This window comes from Methanosarcina sp. 1.H.A.2.2, from assembly GCF_000979975.1.
GTDB lineage: Archaea > Halobacteriota > Methanosarcinia > Methanosarcinales > Methanosarcinaceae > Methanosarcina.
Genome location: NZ_JJQL01000046.1, coordinates 1 through 18074 on the forward strand (window position 1 = coordinate 1; position 18074 = coordinate 18074).

The 18074-nt window shown below is 43.2% G+C and carries 19 protein-coding genes; 5 read left to right on the plus strand and 14 right to left on the minus strand.

The genetic code is table 11. The annotated features are described in order from the left end of the window. Nucleotides 1-324: 324 nt before the first annotated feature. From EO93_RS07095 to EO93_RS17925, 4 genes are all read left to right on the plus strand, one after another. Entirely contained in the window at nucleotides 325-708 is a 384-nt protein-coding gene (locus EO93_RS07095; RefSeq protein WP_048161704.1) for a DUF2178 domain-containing protein, read from the plus strand. A gap of 1 nt (nucleotide 709) precedes the next feature. Beyond that, complete coding sequence (locus tag EO93_RS07100; protein ID WP_048161706.1) at nucleotides 710-928, plus strand: helix-turn-helix transcriptional regulator; 219 nt, start codon at nucleotides 710-712, stop codon at nucleotides 926-928. A gap of 642 nt (nucleotides 929-1570) precedes the next feature. After that, the gene (locus EO93_RS07105; protein ID WP_048134045.1) at nucleotides 1571-1750 is read left to right on the plus strand and encodes an MM0924 family protein; all 180 of its coding nucleotides are present in this window, start codon (nucleotides 1571-1573) and stop codon (nucleotides 1748-1750) included. Nucleotides 1751-1965: 215 nt separating this feature from the next. Continuing rightward, nucleotides 1966-2142: an MM0924 family protein gene (locus tag EO93_RS17925; RefSeq protein WP_200895026.1), complete on the plus strand. Its 177-nt coding sequence runs from the start codon at nucleotides 1966-1968 to the stop codon at nucleotides 2140-2142. Nucleotides 2143-2285: 143 nt separating this feature from the next. On the opposite strand, the gene speB is transcribed toward EO93_RS17925, so the two are convergent. From speB to EO93_RS07125, 3 genes are all read right to left on the minus strand, one after another. Further along, the gene (gene speB / locus EO93_RS07115; RefSeq protein ID WP_048161707.1) at nucleotides 2286-3161 is read right to left on the minus strand and encodes an agmatinase; all 876 of its coding nucleotides are present in this window, start codon (nucleotides 3159-3161) and stop codon (nucleotides 2286-2288) included. A 79-nt stretch (nucleotides 3162-3240) separates the two neighbouring features. Further along, nucleotides 3241-3627, minus strand: coding sequence for a translation initiation factor IF-5A (locus EO93_RS07120; RefSeq protein WP_048134052.1), 387 nt, complete (start codon nucleotides 3625-3627; stop codon nucleotides 3241-3243). Nucleotides 3628-4241: 614 nt separating this feature from the next. Then, nucleotides 4242-5960, minus strand: coding sequence for an aldehyde ferredoxin oxidoreductase family protein (locus EO93_RS07125; RefSeq protein ID WP_048161709.1), 1719 nt, complete (start codon nucleotides 5958-5960; stop codon nucleotides 4242-4244). A 323-nt stretch (nucleotides 5961-6283) separates the two neighbouring features. Here EO93_RS07125 and EO93_RS07130 point away from each other — a divergent pair, with 323 nt between their 5' ends. Then, the gene (locus tag EO93_RS07130) at nucleotides 6284-6721 is read left to right on the plus strand and encodes an NUDIX domain-containing protein (protein WP_048161711.1); all 438 of its coding nucleotides are present in this window, start codon (nucleotides 6284-6286) and stop codon (nucleotides 6719-6721) included. Between the two features lie 38 nt (nucleotides 6722-6759). Here EO93_RS07130 and EO93_RS07135 read toward each other — a convergent pair whose 3' ends face one another. The 11 genes from EO93_RS07135 to EO93_RS07185 form a co-directional block, all read right to left on the minus strand. Then, entirely contained in the window at nucleotides 6760-7419 is a 660-nt protein-coding gene (locus tag EO93_RS07135; protein WP_048161713.1) for a matrixin family metalloprotease, read from the minus strand. A 518-nt stretch (nucleotides 7420-7937) separates the two neighbouring features. Further along, entirely contained in the window at nucleotides 7938-8429 is a 492-nt protein-coding gene (locus EO93_RS07140) for a carboxymuconolactone decarboxylase family protein (protein WP_048134056.1), read from the minus strand. A gap of 142 nt (nucleotides 8430-8571) precedes the next feature. Continuing rightward, the gene (locus EO93_RS07145) at nucleotides 8572-9507 is read right to left on the minus strand and encodes a methanogenesis marker 7 protein (RefSeq protein WP_048134058.1); all 936 of its coding nucleotides are present in this window, start codon (nucleotides 9505-9507) and stop codon (nucleotides 8572-8574) included. Between the two features lies 1 nt (nucleotide 9508). Next, nucleotides 9509-10141, minus strand: coding sequence for a methanogenesis marker 17 protein (locus EO93_RS07150; RefSeq protein ID WP_235284142.1), 633 nt, complete (start codon nucleotides 10139-10141; stop codon nucleotides 9509-9511). Then, nucleotides 10116-11363 (minus strand): methanogenesis marker 15 protein, encoded by a 1248-nt coding sequence (locus EO93_RS07155; protein WP_048134060.1) that lies wholly within the window; start codon nucleotides 11361-11363, stop codon nucleotides 10116-10118. Before EO93_RS07155 ends, EO93_RS07150 begins: the two co-directional genes overlap by 26 nt. Further along, the gene (locus EO93_RS07160; protein WP_048134062.1) at nucleotides 11360-11863 is read right to left on the minus strand and encodes a methanogenesis marker 5 protein; all 504 of its coding nucleotides are present in this window, start codon (nucleotides 11861-11863) and stop codon (nucleotides 11360-11362) included. Before EO93_RS07160 ends, EO93_RS07155 begins: the two co-directional genes overlap by 4 nt. A gap of 6 nt (nucleotides 11864-11869) precedes the next feature. After that, nucleotides 11870-12313 (minus strand): methanogenesis marker 6 protein, encoded by a 444-nt coding sequence (locus tag EO93_RS07165; protein ID WP_048142219.1) that lies wholly within the window; start codon nucleotides 12311-12313, stop codon nucleotides 11870-11872. A gap of 165 nt (nucleotides 12314-12478) precedes the next feature. Further along, on the minus strand, nucleotides 12479-14056 hold the full coding sequence (locus EO93_RS07170; protein WP_048161715.1) for a methanogenesis marker 3 protein: 1578 nt from the start codon (nucleotides 14054-14056) through the stop codon (nucleotides 12479-12481). Nucleotides 14057-14097: 41 nt separating this feature from the next. Continuing rightward, nucleotides 14098-15732 carry a methyl coenzyme M reductase system, component A2 gene (gene atwA, locus EO93_RS07175; RefSeq protein ID WP_048134068.1) on the minus strand — a complete coding sequence of 545 codons (1635 nt, stop codon included), beginning with the start codon at nucleotides 15730-15732 and terminating at the stop codon, nucleotides 14098-14100. Between the two features lie 244 nt (nucleotides 15733-15976). Next, nucleotides 15977-16777: an HAD family hydrolase gene (locus EO93_RS07180; RefSeq protein WP_048134070.1), complete on the minus strand. Its 801-nt coding sequence runs from the start codon at nucleotides 16775-16777 to the stop codon at nucleotides 15977-15979. 120 nt (nucleotides 16778-16897) lie between these two features. Next, the gene (locus EO93_RS07185; RefSeq protein WP_048161717.1) at nucleotides 16898-17791 is read right to left on the minus strand and encodes a presenilin family intramembrane aspartyl protease PSH; all 894 of its coding nucleotides are present in this window, start codon (nucleotides 17789-17791) and stop codon (nucleotides 16898-16900) included. Nucleotides 17792-18074: the final 283 nt, after the last annotated feature.

The following is an 18074-nucleotide window of genomic DNA, read 5'->3' on the forward strand; positions in this document are numbered from 1 at the left end:
ATAAGTTTGCAGAATCAATAACAGCAGAACGTGAGGAAGTTGACGCTTATATCCCACGAAGCTGAAGACTTCGGGGTTTTACGCTCCTTCCCATAAAAAAGAAATTACTACCGCCCTGAAACTTGATACCCGAATATCAACCATGTAGCAGGGGACAACCAATAAGTCCAGAAACGTTTAAATAATGTAAGATAATATTTACCATATGTAAAGTGTATAGTACATTTTATATATTTTAATTGACTATATGTATCCAAACTTATACTTTAAGATGACCAGTATTAAGAACAAATATAATGGGAAATATATAAGGAGATTTTACAGATGAAGTTGAAGCAATTTCAAATATTTTTATTCCTTATTGTAATGTTCATGGGAGCGGTTTTAAGTTTTGCTTTTTCAATAAGCAATCCAGTACTAGCCGCAGGCGTTTTCTTCGCAGGCGCAGCTGCTATATATTTATGCAAAAGCAGAGTGAAAGGTGTTGTTGAAGACGAGCGTGTTCACCAGGTCGGCCAGAAGGCTTCGTATGTTACTCTCCGGATAGTTACACTGGGTCTTGCTATTGGGGGTGCAGTTCTGATAGCCACGAGAGATCTCTACCCCGGCTACACAGATCTCGGTTTCGTCATGGCATACGCCAGTTGTGGTGTTCTTGTGCTTTATTCCCTTTTTTACAGACACTACAACAAAGAATACGGGGGTTGAGATGAAGAATAATATTAAAGTTTATAGGGCAATTCATGACCTTACTCAGGAAGGCCTGGCTGAGAAAGTCGGGGTAACAAGGCAGACAATACACGCTATTGAGAAAGGAAAGTATGACCCCTCTCTTGAGCTTGCTTTCAAGCTTGCCAGGCTTTTTGACGCAAGAATTGAAGATATCTTTCTCTATGAGATCAGGGAGATTGATAGTAGAGATAATTGATAGTAGAGAGGATTGAGATCTGCTCTAAAAAAGAGCTATCCCTTAACTTCTTTAATCAAAGTTGCGCTGGCGCACCCCGTAGCAAGCTAGCGGGGTATTCGACTGAAAAATAATCTTAAAATTTAGGGGACATTTGTTCGATGAAAAATAGCTATTAAGGGTGTTGATGGGTGAATAACCGCATATAAATCTTTTTTCCAAAATCTGAAAGTCGGATTTCTTAATAGAAGTAGTAATAATTATTCTCGTATGTATTGCCTGAGTTTCCATTAAGTTTTTCATAAAAAGGACTTTATCAAATATTTTTCAGCTAAACTTAGCTTTCCCGGGCTCCTCCGCGCAAATAAACCTGAAGTAAAAGAGTATATAATTATGATTTTATTTTTTGTAAAACCGCTATCTAGTAAAGAAGTGAAATTTCAGCACGTAAGCTAATTTTCTTAAATAGGATTTAAAGCCGATGCATCCGGAAAATCAATATTAGTTTATAAATAAATTTATAAGGAATGAGCAGTTAGTTAAACACAGATGTCTGTTTCTAAGATATTGGTTTGAAAACCGGTATATACAAAGCAATGGTAGACAGGTAACAGGCAAATAAAAACAGCTACCGAAACAAGAAGACCAGCAGGAGTAAAATATATGATGCAATCTTTTATTGTAGAACATTACCTTAGCAAAGCTGTAGATGTTTACTGTGGCGGGCCAGATATTTTCAGGGGAACTGTAGAAGCCTGTGCCGATAATGTCCTTACACTCAATAATGATGGAAAACTTACACATATAGCCATTGATAAGATTATAGCTATGTGGGCTCAATAATCTAACAACGTTATATTTTAAAACCATTATATTATTGGAAATGACAGGGGAAGAAAAAGGGCATTATTGATCTATTTCTAAACCCTTTTACAGCTAGATAATTCTTTGGACTGATGGAGGAACTTAAGCTTTTTATTCTTCATATAGAGGATGAAAGCTGCTCCTTATTCAGCAGGACCAAAATTAGATATGGGAAATACCCTGAGGTGCAAAAAATGCAGTCTTTTATAGTGGAACATCATCTCGGAGAAGTTGTAGACGTCTACTGCGGGGAGCCGGATATTTTTAACGGAAAGGTGGAAGCCTGCGCAGACAATGTACTCACTCTTGGAAAAAACGGAAGATACACGCACATAGCAATTGATAAGATCATAGCTATCTGGCGCGCGTAATAAAGAATAAAGAGTGTGATCGAGTCAGATTTTTTTAAATAAAGAGCTGTCAAATAAAAATATATTGAATTGGAGAAGTCCCAAAGTGGGATACTTCATCCTTTCATCACTTTTTTACAAAACGCCCATAAGTTCTTTGCAGCTTATATTTTGATACAGCTTTTTGCATGGGAGGCAATGAACTCTCTCATGAGTTTTGCTCCGAGCATGGCTGTCTGTCCGGAATCATATTCAGGGGCAATTTCAACTACATCGAAAGCCATTGAGTAAGGAGCAAGAGTCCTTATTGCAGTTCTGACGTCCCGGGCACTGAGGCCAAAAGGCTCAGGTGTACCGAGACCCGGGGCGTAAGCAGGATCTATTGCATCCATATCAAGAGAAAGATAGAGCTGGCTACAGTCCAGACATTCAATTGCTTCTTTGAGGACTTCGACCATGCCTATGGATTCAACATCATCTGCAGTGTAATATTTCAGGTTATTTTCCCTGGCAAAAACCCATTCTTCTTCCGGGCCGCTCCTTATGCCTATAGAAACAAGATTCTTCGTGACCTGGTCGAGAATATTCCGGGATACACATGCATGGTTATTCTTGAATCCCCTGTACTCCTCCCTGAGATCAAAGTGGGCGTCAAGGATAAGGACTCCAAAATCATCTCCTGCGAACTCGGCACACGCCTTAACCGTTGAATAAGTAAGGGAATGTTCTCCACCAAGCATTATTGGAAGCTTTCCGTCATTCAGTAAACCCTTTACATCTTCGTAAAGATCCCGCAGGGTTTCGTCAACCAGGGCTGATGTTTCCAGGTTTCCTGCATCATAAATAGGAAGGTCCACAAGATCGATGTCAAATGTCGGGTTATAACTCTCAAAATTTGCAGAAACCTGCCTCATCGCATCCGGAGCCCAGCGGCTGCCTGCGCGGTACGAGGAGGTGTTGTCAAAGGGTACGCCGAAAATAACATAACGTGCAGACTCATAGTCTGCAAGAGCATCTATAAAGGAATTGGGCAAAAACATACTCTTACCTGATGTAAATTGTTTACTTAAAAAAGAAACTCAGGTTATTAACCTGAGTTTTCACCTGCTTTTCAGGGACTTATGTCCTTATATCGAGTTTGACCTTTCCAAGGGCTGTGATATAAGAAATCTCTTCGCCCTCTTTTACTTTTTCCTTGTATTCCTCAGGGATTACAATCTCAAAGGTCGAAAAGTCTCCCAGATCCATGAGCTGGGCGATTTCGCCAACGATTGAGATTACCTGTGCACTTTTTCGTTCCACAATCGGGACATAGACTTTGTTTGCAACGGAACCAATGTAGGAGCGCTTCTGGCCGTCAAAAAGACCAATTGTCTCTATTCTTGCCTTTGCGGCTCCGTGTTTTCCTGGTTTGGATTTTGTAATGCTCTTTATGATACATGCTTCGTCGTCAACGATTACGTACTTCCCTTCTTTGAGCTCCTTAACTTCAACCTGCTGTTTCATAACAATTCTCCCTTAAGTTTTAGATATGTGTATCAATAAGTTGTAAGCGCCATACCGGATTTGCTGGCAAATTTACCAGTGCCAATTCCGGCGAAGTGGTATAAAAAGGCTTATCTAATTTTTAAGCCTGTCTACCCTTTTATCTCAATAAGTTGTAAGCGCCATACCGGATTTGCTGGAAATTTTTCCAGTGCCAATTCCGATGAAGTGGTATAAGATGGCTGTTCTAATTTTTAAGCCTGTCTACCCTTTAATCCATACTTTGCTTACTTGCTCTGTATAGAAAAACTGGAAAGTAATTACTACCTGAATGCATGTACAATCTCACAGGTAGAGAACTAATACGATTAATTATCCTAGAGTATATAACGCTTATGCGAGATTTTGTTTTTCCGGGAGTAATTTCAGAGAAAACTTTCAAAATAACTGGAGAACTCCATTAATTTGAACGGAATCTTCGAGATAATAGGTAAAATTTGACTGTTCAAGTCAATTACCCGCTAAATCTAAAGATTTAACGGGTTTCCTGCGGAGGTGTTATGAACTCCGGATGAAACCTGTTCCTGCGGAATTTGCAATACATGCAAAAGTCCGTAGCCTTTTTCAGTTTTCCTTTAACATCCGAGTCCAAGTTCTCTCAGTTTTCCCTGAGAGGGCACTCCCTCCGTATTCCAGCCACGATACCGGTAATACTCCTGAAGAGCAACTTCAAACTCCTGCCTGGGAATTCCATCTGCTCTTTCGTCGCTGTCGACTTCGAAAAACCTTTCCGGAAGGGTATCATCTTTCCATGTAAAACCCGCCCTCAGGTTATAAATTCGCTCCAGATTCCAGATTCGGTCTCCTGCTTTCAAGAGTTCCGCAGGAGATACTTCCAGCCCGACCCCCGAATGTAAAAGGGCTGAACAGAGTTCTTCATTAATGGCAAAAATCGAAAACGGACAGAGCACAAGGGAATCCAGCACAGCAGTCAGGTTTTCAAAGACCTGCAGAATTCCAGCTTTTCCTTTGAGGCTGAAGCGGTCAAGGAGCAGAGGCTTTCCAAGAACTTCGGGTCCGACCATAAAGGCTGTAAAGTAATCTCCCCCATGGCAAGAGGTAGCGTAAGCAAGGGCCTGCCCTCGGATTCCCCGGGGATCAAAACCCCCGAGTTCGAGACCCTTTACATCCATACTAAGATATTCTCTCTTCCGGGCTGAGAAATACTTTCTAGCTCCATTTCCGGGTTCACTCCCTTCCCCGATTGCTTCAAGAAGAGTTTCAAGTTCCCTGAGATCCATTTTCCCGGATTTGAGTTCCACACAGGCGCCGAGTACGGAACCTGCAGAGATAGGGTCAAGCCCGTAATCCTTACAGATTCTGTCTGCCCGGAGCACCGAATCGAAGTCCTGGTTTTCAAGATTGAATCCGAAAGCCCACAGGGAATCGTAGTCAGGAAGAACCTGCCCTGTTTTCATTATCCTTCGTTTACAACCCAGGGGACAGGCAGGACAGCTTTCTTTCTCAAGCTCGAAGCTGGTTTTGAGATATTCACCTGAAAACAGGTCCGCAAAAGTAGTTCCTCTTCCGGAAAAGTTTTTGCAGGGGACGAGATCCATATAATCCAGAAGTTTTACAAATGCAGGCGTGCCGTAGTTTGCAAGCCCTTTGGAAAGCACGGGGTTTGCTTCAAAAAGCTTTAGCATCTTTGTTTCAAGATCTTTGAACTTTCCAGGACTGGCTGGCAAACACTCTTTATCCCCTTTTACAACCACTGCTTTTAGCAGCTTTGAGCCTGCAACCGCCCCCAGGCCTCCCCTTCCGCTGTGGATGGAATCAATGACAAAAGAAGAAATCAGAACTTCTTTTTCTCCTGCCCTACCTATGCAGGCGACGCTTCCTTTACTCTTCAGGGCCTTGGTGCATGCTTCGGTGTTTTTTCCCCAAAGCTGGTCTGCCTGCACAATTTTGATCTCTTCCCCCCTTACCTCCACAAAGGAAGGTTTTTTTGCCTTTCCGGTAATGACCAGAGCATCAAGCCCGGCTTTTTTAAGTTCTCTCCCGAAGCCCCCACCCATGTTCCAGCTAAATATTGTGCCTGTTAGAGGTGACTTCGATGTAAGAACTGCCCCTGAAGCCATCGGAGCAAGACCTGTAAGCAGCCCGGTAGTGAAAACAAGGGGGTTTTCAGGGCTAAGAGGGTTAATATCAGGATCTGCAAGCTCGGAAAGTAACTGAACTCCAAGTCCCCTGCCTCCCAGATACATGCGGATTAATTTTTCATCGGTACCGGTGACGGTAACTGCTTCGGAGCTAAGGTCTAAAGATACTGTTTTTCCTTTCCAGCCAGCCATATCAATCCCTTTTTTATGTCTCTTTTAGTTCTACTTTTTGTGACGTAGTTCTGATGTTTTTTCAACCGGATTTTAAGTTAGAATTCCTGTTTCGATTCTTTTTCATTCAGTTATTCATTCATTAATTCATTCATTAATTCATTCATTAATTCATTCATTAATTCATTCCGGATTCTGTCCTTTCCCTTTAAGTCTTGTAACCACTCTATAGAAATATTTGCCTTAAAGCCTTCCTATTGAGAGATAATTTTTAATCAGGACCTGTAATGTGAAGATCTTAAAAGAGCCAGCCTTTAAGACAGAGAAATCTGAGATAATATTACATGAATCTGGAGAAACCGTATATTATTTCTGTATACGCCCTTGTCCGGAATGAGAAGGGAGAATTTCTGCTGCTCAGGCGTTCGGAAAACTCCCGCACCAATCCTGGAAAATGGGATCTGCCGGGTGGGAAGGTGAACCTGGAGGAGACTCTTAAAGAAGCAGTTGTGCGTGAGGTCTGGGAGGAAACCGGAATTTCAATTTATCCGGGGGAAGTTGCAGGAGAAGTAACATTTGAGCTCCCGAAAAAAAAGGTTATTGCTGTTCTATATAATGGGGGGTATGTCATATCTGAGGTAAAATTGAGTTCGGAGCATATTGAATACGCCTGGATTTCCCTTGAACGCATTCTCGAAATGGAGACACTTCCTGCTTATTTCAGAGACTTTTTCAAAAGGTTTGCCCTCGAAAACAAAAAACCTTACGAGCCTCCGGTGTGATCCGGAAATCTGCCAATTTATCTTTCATTTGATATCATTCATTTGAAGTACTCATCTTCAAGTTTTTCTCTTTTTTTCCGGCTGTACTGCCAGCTTACACCAAGGAGCAGGAGAATTGCAAGAGCTATAAAACCTGCTACACGCAGCAGAGTTCCATATTTGTTCAGCAGAATGGGGTTCACATTATCCCTGAGTTCATACTCAGGATACATTATATCTCCCCGATCATTGCTGTGCCCGAGGCCAAGAGCATGCCCAAGCTCATGCTTTGCAATGGTAAGCATGGTTGCGTCACCATACTGCCGCCATCCCCTGCCCTGATAGTTTCCAACCTCAAGGACTATATCCACTCCAATGAAACGGTCTCCGGAGATACTGGGTTTTGCATAGCCTGCTACACCCGAAGGAGCACCTTCCACGCTCTCCAGGTTTTCCACCCACATTATTCGTATGTCAGCTTCTTCGGAGTCAACAATCTCAAAAACAGGGCTGTACTCGAGGTTCCCGTTTCCCCCTTCTTCCCAGTATTCAAGAGCCTTCTCTATTTGTTCATAGTAGGTGGGGCTGTAATGGAGCGGGGTATTTTTGTCGTCTATGTACACTGTAATAGGAGAATGATTCCAGGGATTATCGAGAATCTTCTCTGAACTTGCCCCGGATGCAGGGAAAACAGCAGGTAAAAATAATACCACCAGCAATAAGACGACGGATAAAATGATTCCATGAATATTGTGTTGATTAATGTAAATGAGCCTCCGTATCGGCAATTAATTTACTTCCAATTATCATCATTATTATTGACATTATTTTATTATTACCATTGTTATTTTATTATTAGTATGATTATTAGTATGATTATTAGTATGATTATTAGTATGATTATTAGTATGATTATTAGAATTCTTAGAATTAGAATTCTTAGAATTAAGAATCAGGTAAACCCGTTTTACAGGCATACTTTGTGAGTTTTCAATTGACCTCAATAAGTTTATGGATTGCGTTAATTAAATACCGAAAAGATCTGTTAAAAAATAAGCTTTAAGATTATAAGAACTTAACTTAGAAATGTGATTGCAAAAATTGAACCAGAATTTGGTATGTAAACCGATTTTTAATTTAAACGATCTTCAAAAATTGTTTTTTAAAATAAAATCTAAAATTGAACTTCCAATAAGTGAGCCTGAAAAAGTTAAATTTCGGGGATTTTGCTGACTATTTACTTAATGTTTGCTCCGGAGATATTGCATACTTCGCAATCAGGATCACAGCATTGTTCTTTTTCGTCACTTTCCTCTTCTTCAGATCCCTCTTCGTCACCAGGGAATTCTGATGCAAGCGCCCTTGTACTTCCTGCAAGTACTGCGGCGTTGGCCAGGGATGCCCCTATCATTATTGCATAAAATATTTTTTCTTTTGTGATTCCCTTTCTTTTTGCGATTCTTATATGCATTTTAAGGCAATGATCGCAGCGAAGGGCAGAAGCTACACCTATGGAAATAAGCTCCACGGTTTCCGGGTCGAGATTTTTGAACTCTCGCATGATAGAATTATCATAAAGAGTTTTTGGGATGAAGATCTCAGGGAGATCTTTCATAAAATTCATAATGTAAGGAACTTCTCCATACTGTTTCCGGACATCATCGAGAAGTTCCGGGATGACTTTCTCGGGGTCACTTTTCAAAATTTCCACAATATCCTCAAGTTCCATAAGAAACCACCAGCGCACATTAACGTGGAAAACAGGATTGGACGCCATTTTTCTGGTAGGGCTTTACAGTTTAAAGGATAAGTGAAAAGCCACAAACCCAGTAAAAATGTAAAGGATAAAGTTTAACCCAACAGAATCCGGGTCAAATTGCAAAACCAACGTCAGACTTAGATTTGATTTTTATCAATATATAATTTTTCATTTTTGACCTGGAAATATTTGCAAGCTCGGAAAGGACGACTCCTTCATCAAACTCCAGCTTTTCAATTTTCTCATGGAATTCATCGTATGGAAGTTTGACCCTGAGTCCGTCAAGCTGAAGGGTGAGAGGAGCGGGAGAGAGCACCCTGCGGATTTCCGGAACCTGGTTTTCGATCTCCTTCATGACTCGCGCAGGAAGTACCGCAAGCGGGTCTTTTGCCTGCTGCTGGCGAATCTCAGAAGCAATCTTTGAAACCCCTTCGTTCAGATTGTCGAGGGCATTAATCTCCTCTGTTCTTCTTAACCTGTGAGAAACCCTTCCTATATTTCCAATGTAGAGGTCTGCTCCAGGTACATCTTCGGTTTTCAGTTCAGCAGGCCCTCCGGTAACCACAATAGGTATCTCAATGCCTTCAAAGAGTTTCGGCTTCTTTTTCGTAATACAGTCACTGAAAGACCCAAAGGTGAAAACCGCAATATCGTGCTCGTTGATGAGCTTTCGTTCATAGTCCATGGACAGGGAGACCCTGCGCCCCATTCCCCTTGCAAGCCCTATCATATTTGTATTAGCTCCGGGATGGCGGAGGTATTCTGCTATATCGCAGGCCGAATGTGGCAGATGGTGTGAGGCAAGTGTAGGGGAGACAACTGCAATCTCTACCCCTGTAAGAGGAGCTTCCATCAGGACTCCAAGCAGTTCATGAGAGAGCTTTTTTACAATATCAATATCTTTTTCAGGGATAAGCATTATAAGATTGACTTCGGTCCCGGTAACTACTTTCTGAATTATGTAGCCTCCGAGGTCTTCCATCAGTTCGATTAAAAGCCCGTGCTTATGGACTCCACCGGTGTAAAGATAGGGTAGGAGTACAACCATCTTACTTTTTCCCTCCTTCCGTCAGTTCTTCGAGCATTGCTCCTGCTTCTTCGATCCACTCATGTTTCAATGCTTCCTCAGATGCCACAAAAACAAATCGATTACCTTTATATAGATGGTAGCGAACCCTGAAACCCTCGGGAGTGGCGCGGACCGCGAAATCCACGAGATTTTCGTGAAGCCTGTGCCTGGGGTCTGCAACCATCATTTCTGCAATAAAAGCCGCCTCTTCAGCGGGTTTATCCGTGGTTATGGCTACAGTCCAGCGGTCCGGCTGGCTGATGTTCGCTTTTCCGTAGCGCTCCCAGAGTTTCCCGAGCAGTTCCGGAATGTACTGCTCTTTTTTGATAGAAATCATTACTTCTCCAGCGACAGGTTTTGCTTCCACGTCAGCAATATCGATTGTCGTAACCCTGGTGCCAACATCCCTGAGAATGATTGCCATCTGGAAGAGAGAATCTTCAGGTCTTAGCACTACCTTGATCCGTCCTATTGCAGGAGCAAGCTTGAGACTTGCAAGGTTGTCCTCGATAATCTTCCTGTAAAACTCCTGCTCCGAATCAATTGCTGACTCGACAACAAAGATCTCAAGCGAATCCATTTTGACCTCACTCCTCCACATAGCCGGAAGCAAGAAGTGCTGCCCCTACTGCCCCTATCATGTGGGAGTTTTCCGGTACAAGAACCTCAATCTTGAGAAGGTCTCCGAGAGCTTTCGGGACTCCTTCGATAAGGGAAGAACCTCCTACAAGGATCAACGGCTCTTTTACGTCCACTTCCTGCAGTTGCTGCTCGTAGATCTGTTCTACCACACTGTAGCAGGCTGCAGCTGCGACATCTTCAGGAGTAGCTCCTTTGGCAAGGGAGTTTACAAGGGACTGTATCCCGAAAACTATGCAGTAGCTGTTCATGTTTACATTTTCCTGCATACCCTTGACTGCAAGTGCCCCGAGTTCCGTAATCTCCACACCTAGCCGCTTTGAGATCATTTCAAAGAAACGTCCCGAAGCTCCTGCGCAGATCCCTCCCATTGTGAACATGCCAGGGATTCCGTCTTCAACAGAGATCGCCTTGTTGTCCATACCTCCGATATCAATGACCGTCGCAGAGCCCTTTTGCCTGCCTGCAAGGTAGACAGCTCCCTTTGAGTTGACGGTAATTTCTTCCTGGATCAGCTGGGCGTTAAAATGGTTCCCTATAAGAAAACGTCCGTATCCTGTAGTGCCCAGAGCCTGGACTTCTTCTCTGGCAACTCCGGCTTCTTTAAGGGCCTGGGAGTATGCTTCGTCAGCACTTTCAAGGACTTTTGTTGTGGGCACCCAGCCTTTACCTATGATCTTGTTATCTCTCATAACCACAGCTTTTGTGGTTGTCGATCCCGAATCAATTCCCGCAGTCAGCCCGGTCTGGACTTCCCTGGCAAGGAGATGCCTGCGCCTGGCAATTGTGGTCAGGGCTTCAAGACGGGTGAGCAGGGTGCCTGCACTTGTTCGTTCGGTAAATGAATAGCTGATTACAGGGATCTCGGAGTGCTTATGGATGTACCTCCGGACCTCGTTTCGAACAATAGCTCCTTCTGCACAGCGGAAGCAGGTAGTAATAAAGACCCCATCTACTTTTGTTGTACCTTCAACAACGGCCTTTGCCCGTGCCATCATGAGCCTGAGGTCTCCGCTTGCAACTTCAAGCCCGAAATCTTTGCCTATGGTATCTATGGATGCAATGTCAATTTCGGGATAAATGAATTTTGCATCTACTCTGGCTGCGGCAGCTTCAAACTCGGGCTGAACCCCGGCATACTCAGAGCCGCAGGAGACCAGAGCAATCTTTACAAGTCCGGATTCTTCGGCACTCATTCCTCTGCCTCCTTTTCTGCCGGTTCTTCCTCTACTGGCTTTTCATCTTCGTCCGGCTTTTCTTCAGGCAATGACTCCAGAAATGCTGCGATTTTGTTCACGAAATCGCGGGCATCCTCGTCGGATTCCGGGTATTTTACTTCCAGAACAGGAACCCCTTTATCGCGCACCAGATATTTCATCAGTTCGTTTGTGCGGTTACAGCCCACGCAGCCAAAGTTTGCAGGGGGGTTTTCAACTATGATTGCAGCTTCTGTTTCTTCTATAAGGGGACCTATTAGAGACATTCTTCCCCTTACTCCAGCCGGCACTTCAACCGCAGCATATCGAAGCCCGATTTTAGGATCTTCGGGAGTAATATTAATAGGGGGAGAATCCAGGCTGATGTTTGTAACTTTCTCTCTTACCTGGTTCATCATTGTAAGGGGTTTATGCTCGAAGCGCTCAACCAGGTCAGATAAAATAAGACTGTTTACAGGGTAAATGAAAACCTTTGCCAAAAAAATTCACCTCGCAAGCTCCTCTTCAATAATTTTTTCCAAATCAGAAACTTTAAGCCTGCTTTTCTCTTTGTGTTTTTCTTTTACGGACTCTTTTGCTTCCAGTTCATCAAGTGCAGCCCCTATGGCAGGGAGCATCTTCACTTCTTCCCTCAGGAAATGGAATCCAGGCCTCGGGCCTCCGCCCCGGCTTGCCCGACAGCGCCTCTCATCACCTGCAGGAAATCCCCTATCTTTTATAAAAATGTGGTTTTTATCCATCTGCTGAATCTTTTCTACCACTGAAAGGACATCCTCCTTTGATCCTGTTACAATAAGCCCAAAGCAGGTCTCCTTTACCGTAACCGGAAACTCTGATTCATAAATCTTCATGGCTGCATCCGCAGGCAGCACTTTATCCGAACTGATTACAATGTACTTTGTAATCTCATTTTGTTTTATTTCTGTCATCTTCTGTCTCTCCTCAACTTCGGGAGACTTCACCTGCGATAAATCCAAACATGTGAATCCGCTCAAGTATCAACATTATTTTCGGTTATGTAATAGTTTATTATGCATTATTTAATTAATTTAATACAAATTATATAATTTAATAATTATCAATAATTAGGATTCTCAGTTCCCCTTATCATCAGTTCTCCTGCGTGCAGCTTCAATTATATATATCGCATCTCCTTCTTCGATGCCCTTAAGTCTCTCAGGCTCGACTATCCGACCGATAATATTCGTTGAGGAAAACTTTTCTCCGGTAGGACCGAAGAGATCATCATCTACAAGTCTCGCTCCTATGGTCCCCATCCTTTTTGCGGCCTGATTTGTGATTCCTATTTCCCCGGCCAGTACCCTGCCACTTGGCGTGTTTTCAGGAAGGATTTCTTTGTATTTCACCACTTCCTTTTCTGTTTTGAAAAGGTAAGTGTTCTCATAGACCATATAAACAGGAAGTTTTCCGACGGTTTTTGTCTTGAGTTCAAGAGAATGACGGAAAAAGTCTACCGATTTTGGGGCTATCTCCGGGTAAAGCTCAACTTCAATGAGTTTTTCCCTGGATACCGCATAAGCAGTCACTTTCGCTTCTCCGAGAATTTCCAGAGTTGTTGGCGGGTCCTGCCTGACAATTACTGCGTCCTTTCCTGTGTACCCATCTCTTACCAGTTCCACCCCTATAGAGGAAAGTACGGGCTCGACCTCTTCAAAGCTGTGTCCCAACAGGACTATCTGGGGAGGAAGGCTTTCTACTGACAGCTTCTGTCCCTTTTCGGCGAGTTTGATAAGCTCAAGGCCTTTTGTTACCTGCCCTACGACCGAATGCACAAGGCTTGAAGGCCGTTCCTCTCTGGAAATATATATCCTACCGGCCCCGTATCCGACTGTCCTGACAGAGATGGCACCTTCTCTTCTCGGATCAAAATTTTCATAAGGAACAGGTTCTTCTTTCAGGCTATCATCTGAGAGAAATGAGCTGGTTATCACATCTACGTTAAGAGTTCCCTCACGGGTCAGGGCATAGAAGTGTTCAGCTCCCTTAGGAGAGTTTCTGGAAAGCTCGACCTCAAAATAAGTAAATACACTGTCATTATTTTCAAGAAGGGTAGAAAGATCGGTAGTACAGGTTTTTTCTGCAAGTTGTTCCCATTCTATAATAGGCTCTATGCTCAGGATGGAGTCTTCTCTCGAAAGCCTGAAAATAAGATTTCTCCCGGTTACAACTGTTGCAAAAACGCCATCTTCGGGAGATCCATACTCAGCAGCATGCCTTTTTCTTGACAGGATCAGATGAGTATTACGGGAGTCAAATCCTCCTGCCCCGAATACAACATCAAACGCTTCAAAGCTCCCGGTCTCACGCAAAGGCTTTATGTCGGCTTCAAAAGGTCCGAAAGCCAGAGCTTCAGGACTTGCCCAGTGGATGGTTTTACCTTCATACTCTTTATAATGTTCAGCCCATAGTTTTCCAGAGGATGATTCCGGATCTTTGAGTTCTATCCTTAGCTCCCCTCTGGGTGTCTTGATAGCGTATTCGGTGACATTCTCCGTCCTCTTCTCAGCGGCTTTTTTAAGAATTCCAACCGCTGTACCGGCTATATAGGGGGCTCTGGAAACTTTAAGGGCGTCTCCAAGGGTAGAGCCTGCAGGCAAAGTGTATTTTTGCCCGTTCACCTCTACGCTGATCTCATTACTCGTAATCGGCACCTCATTTTAGTATTTTTCTATGTTAAGAGGTGGCGGCATATTTATATTTCTTCTGTAGCTTTGAGCCCTTCTTCTGTAGCTTTGAACCGTTCTTCTTCAGTGAGATGGGAGAGTACGTTCTCCGGTTTCCCTATAGCTACGATCTTTCCATCGCGCATGAGTGCAACACGGTCGCAGATCTCATTCACAAAGTCCATGTCGTGAGAGACAACAACAAAGGTTTCTCCGATCTCTTCTCTGGCTTTAAGGATGGAGTTTGTCACTGATACCTTGGTAATAGGGTCCATTGTCCCGGTTGGTTCATCCATAATGACGATTCTTGGCTCCTTGATGAGGACCTGCGCAAGTGCAATTCTATGTCGCTCTCCTTCACTCATTTCATTGGTCATTTTGGACAAAACAGCTTTTGCCTTATTTTCTTCAAAACCTGCAGCCTTGAGAGTAATTATGGCTTTTCGAACCCCAAGTTCGAATGGAAGGTCCAGGCTAATGGATTCTGTAAGGTTGTCTATTACGGAGCTGTGGGTATAAAGCCCGTATTCCTGGTGCAGGAATCCCATGTATTTCGTTGCCCTGCCTTTGTTTTCAACCCCTAATTTTGTCATGTCCACCCATCCATCCCCGACGCGGACTTCAACTTCTCCTGAGGTTGGTGGTAAAATTCCCATAAGGATTTTCGAGGTTGTGGTCTTGCCTGCTCCGCTTACCCCGACAAGGCCGAAAATCTCTCCTTCCATCACGTCAAAAGAGATTTTGTCCACAGCTCTTACCACACCCCGGTCTACTGAGATATAACGCTTTGTCAGATCCCTTACGCGGATAATAGGCTCTCCTACCAGAGCGTTCTTTTCCTGCCTGACCATGGATGCACTTTGCATAAAGATCGCAGAAACCTCAAGTGGGTCTCCTTCCTGGACTACTTCCCCATTTTCAAGCAGAATTGCCTTATCTGCCAGTTTTTCGATTACTTCGGGCCAGTGGGATGTAAGGACCATGCTCATATTGTAGCTCTTAACAGCCTTTATAATGGCTTCGTGAACCAGCTTTGCAGTCATGGGGTCAAGGGTACCTGTAGGCTCATCGGCTAATAGGAGAAATGGATTTCTTACAAGCTGTCTTGCAAGCACAACCCGCTGTTTTTCTCCCCCGGAAAGCTCCCTCGCCACGTGCATCATACGGTGGCTCAGGTTTACCTCCTCGAGGAGTTCAACTGCCTTTTTCATGGCGTCTTCTCCCTTATACCCGATTTCATTCAGGGAGTTTATGACGTTTACCAGAACTCTTTCATCCCCATAAAGGGCAAAGGTTCTCTGGAGCATGATTGCAATGCGCTTGGTGATATCCTTTCTTATAGGGTCGTAAAGTGAAAGTTTTATAAAATCAGCTTTGAATGCCTCAAGACTCTCGCCGCAGACCGGGCATTTCTGGCCAATTTTGCTTGGACGTTCTATATATCCGCATTTCTCACAGCGGGCCAGATGATAAATTACTTCGCCCGAGATATTCTCAAAAGATTCGGTCCCACGCAACACATGCATCAGGATTGTTTTCCCGGATCCGCTTTTTCCCAGAATCCCAACGACTTCCCCTTCGTTGATGCTTAAACTTACGTTTTTCAGTGCCTTAAGACCATCGAAATCTACGGTTAGATTTTTTACTTCAATAAATACTGGCATGTATTTTCCTCCGCAAATTATGAGTTGCAAATAAGTCCTGGTGGCTTTCTCCTGCCTGGACGTATCGCTCAAGAGTGAAAAGTAATTACTTTAAAGTGAATATCGCATTAACAGAATCAATAAATTTCACACATATGGGCAACAATTAGATAAGAGTAAACATTACATAAACATAACGCATTATTATGTCACTGTTAACATCTAGAATCAATATCAGTTGGTGAATTTACGGGATTTTTGCTCTTTATAATCCTTTTACCACATCCACAACTTTGATTATATCGTCGAGCACCACATCTGCTGCTGCCCTGAGCTCTTCTGGTCTTTCGTCTCCCTGCTGGGTCGTCATTATACCCACATCTGCTGCCCTGAGAGCCAGGATATCGTTAATTCCGTCCCCTACCATAACTACTTTCTCGTACCTGGTTTTAAGTTCAAGCACCACTTTCTCCTTCATAATGGGATCTGCAAAAGCAAAGACTCTTTCTTGCGGGATATTTACTAACTCTGCAAGTTGCACAAGAGCGGACATTCTGTCCCCGGATGCTATGTACATATCCACTTTCATGGCATAGAGCGACTGGATGGTCTGCAACGTCTTACCGAATACCTGCCCTCCCGTGCTGAGCACATAAGGTACTTTTCTTGCCTCTGAGTCCACTATCAGACCTGCCGCAAGATAAATGCTGTCAGGGCAGAGGGATGTAACTGCCTTAAGCACGTCATGTACATCCCCCATCAGGAGAGGAGCCCCCCTTATGATCTCACAGGCAACTTCAGGGGTAAACTTTCCTTTTGAACAGCTGATACCTATTGAAACTCTGTACTCCTTTATAAATTCAAATAAAAACATATCCCTTCTTGAGTGCAGGATTATTTCATTATCGGTATTAAGAGCTACAAGGCCGCAACCGTTTTTCTTCGCGACAATGGCAGTGCTCTCTATGTTTTCAAGGATATTCCCGGTGCTGGATTCTTTTGCAACTCTGTACATGCGGAGAAGAGTTCCGGCACTGTCAAAGACCACTGCGATTCGTTTAGCCATGTCAATTGATTAATCTATAAAATAAAAAAATCTTTGTGAAAGCCCGGAAAAGTAGATGGGAAACTGAAATTTATAAAAATAAATGAAGTAGGAAAGTAAAACTCCTATTTACATTTTTTCTTACAGGATTGAGGCTCCCGAAAGCAGGACTCCGGCAAAAAATCCGAGAATTACTCCGGAATTCAGGAAGGGCAGCCCTGCCTGAGGTTTCCCTTTCATTACCAGTATGGACAAAAATACATGCCCCACAAGAGTTCCCAGCATTGCCCCAAGTACAGGGTATGAGAATCCTCCGTTTTCAAGGAATACATTTGCGGAAACTACCAGCAGGGTGGGCATGACTGCGTCTCCAAGGCCCATGAAAAAGGCTTCACGTTTTTCCCCTTCTTTAAAACTTTCCTTAATGAATGAATAGTTCGAGTTCTTTGGGATTATGAAAAGAAGAGGAAGTTTAAGGTCCATTACACCTTCAGCCATGGTAATCATATGTTTTGTCTTATATACCGAGATGGCATCATAGACTGCAAGCAATATCAGAAGGACAACTACAGGGATAATGGAAAGGGAGATTCCTAACAGGGCACTGACTCCACCTGCTATGCAGACCCCCAGAATATCGATTACATACCACTCCGGATATTTGTAAAGTAATACTGTCAACCCTGTAGAAATCAGGAGTGAAGCGAGATTTTCAAAGCCTGCGAAGGAAGGAATCAGGGTGAACAGTGCGAAAAAGACATAGTAGAGAGTACTGACTATGGCGAAGTATATGAGTAGGCTGATAATCCATTTCATGTTTTTCTTTATCGCTACCAGGACAAGAAGCGTAAAAACCAGGATCATCACGATATAATAAATCGAATTGGAAACCTGTGTCGGATCTTCAAAAGCCTGCATGTCATTAACTTCCATTGGCGTTGATAAAAGAAGGGCGAGAACCTGCACTACCAGGATTAACCCTGCCATGGAAAGAATCGGCAAATAATCTTTAAGTGAATTTTCGCTGGAACTCAAGTACTAAACTCCTTATTTCTTGACACTATGCCTTTTCTATTCCTTTATATATTTACTCTATCCTCTGTCTTTAATTTTTATGCCCCTTAATAAATAATCAATTTCGCCAATTATCTGCCTTCCCCGTATTTGTTCTGAGATATTAGAATAGATTCACAATTTATCAGGCGTTTTCATTTTGTAACCGACTTTCCGCAAATGTCCTCAAAAATAAAATTATTTTTATTAAATGGCCAACTGTCAAATTATAATTGACCTTTGTTAATGGCAATTCGTTGATTCT

Excerpts from the sequence above, each read along its gene's own strand:
- EO93_RS07120 (WP_048134052.1), bottom strand. The coding sequence starts at position 3,627 with ATGAAACAGCAGGTTGAAGTTAAGGAGCTCAAAGAAGGGAAGTACGTA.
- EO93_RS07145 (WP_048134058.1), bottom strand. The coding sequence starts at position 9,507 with ATGGTTGTACTCCTACCCTATCTTTACACCGGTGGAGTCCATAAGCAC.
- EO93_RS07130 (WP_048161711.1), top strand. The coding sequence starts at position 6,284 with ATGAATCTGGAGAAACCGTATATTATTTCTGTATACGCCCTTGTCCGG.
- EO93_RS07155 (WP_048134060.1), bottom strand. The coding sequence starts at position 11,363 with ATGAGTGCCGAAGAATCCGGACTTGTAAAGATTGCTCTGGTCTCCTGC.
- speB (WP_048161707.1), bottom strand. The coding sequence starts at position 3,161 with ATGTTTTTGCCCAATTCCTTTATAGATGCTCTTGCAGACTATGAGTCT.
- EO93_RS07140 (WP_048134056.1), bottom strand. The coding sequence starts at position 8,429 with ATGGAACTTGAGGATATTGTGGAAATTTTGAAAAGTGACCCCGAGAAA.
- EO93_RS07105 (WP_048134045.1), top strand. The coding sequence starts at position 1,571 with ATGATGCAATCTTTTATTGTAGAACATTACCTTAGCAAAGCTGTAGAT.
- EO93_RS07095 (WP_048161704.1), top strand. The coding sequence starts at position 325 with ATGAAGTTGAAGCAATTTCAAATATTTTTATTCCTTATTGTAATGTTC.
- EO93_RS07100 (WP_048161706.1), top strand. The coding sequence starts at position 710 with ATGAAGAATAATATTAAAGTTTATAGGGCAATTCATGACCTTACTCAG.
- EO93_RS17925 (WP_200895026.1), top strand. The coding sequence starts at position 1,966 with ATGCAGTCTTTTATAGTGGAACATCATCTCGGAGAAGTTGTAGACGTC.
- EO93_RS07125 (WP_048161709.1), bottom strand. The coding sequence starts at position 5,960 with ATGGCTGGCTGGAAAGGAAAAACAGTATCTTTAGACCTTAGCTCCGAA.
- EO93_RS07165 (WP_048142219.1), bottom strand. The coding sequence starts at position 12,313 with ATGACAGAAATAAAACAAAATGAGATTACAAAGTACATTGTAATCAGT.
- EO93_RS07180 (WP_048134070.1), bottom strand. The coding sequence starts at position 16,777 with ATGGCTAAACGAATCGCAGTGGTCTTTGACAGTGCCGGAACTCTTCTC.
- atwA (WP_048134068.1), bottom strand. The coding sequence starts at position 15,732 with ATGCCAGTATTTATTGAAGTAAAAAATCTAACCGTAGATTTCGATGGT.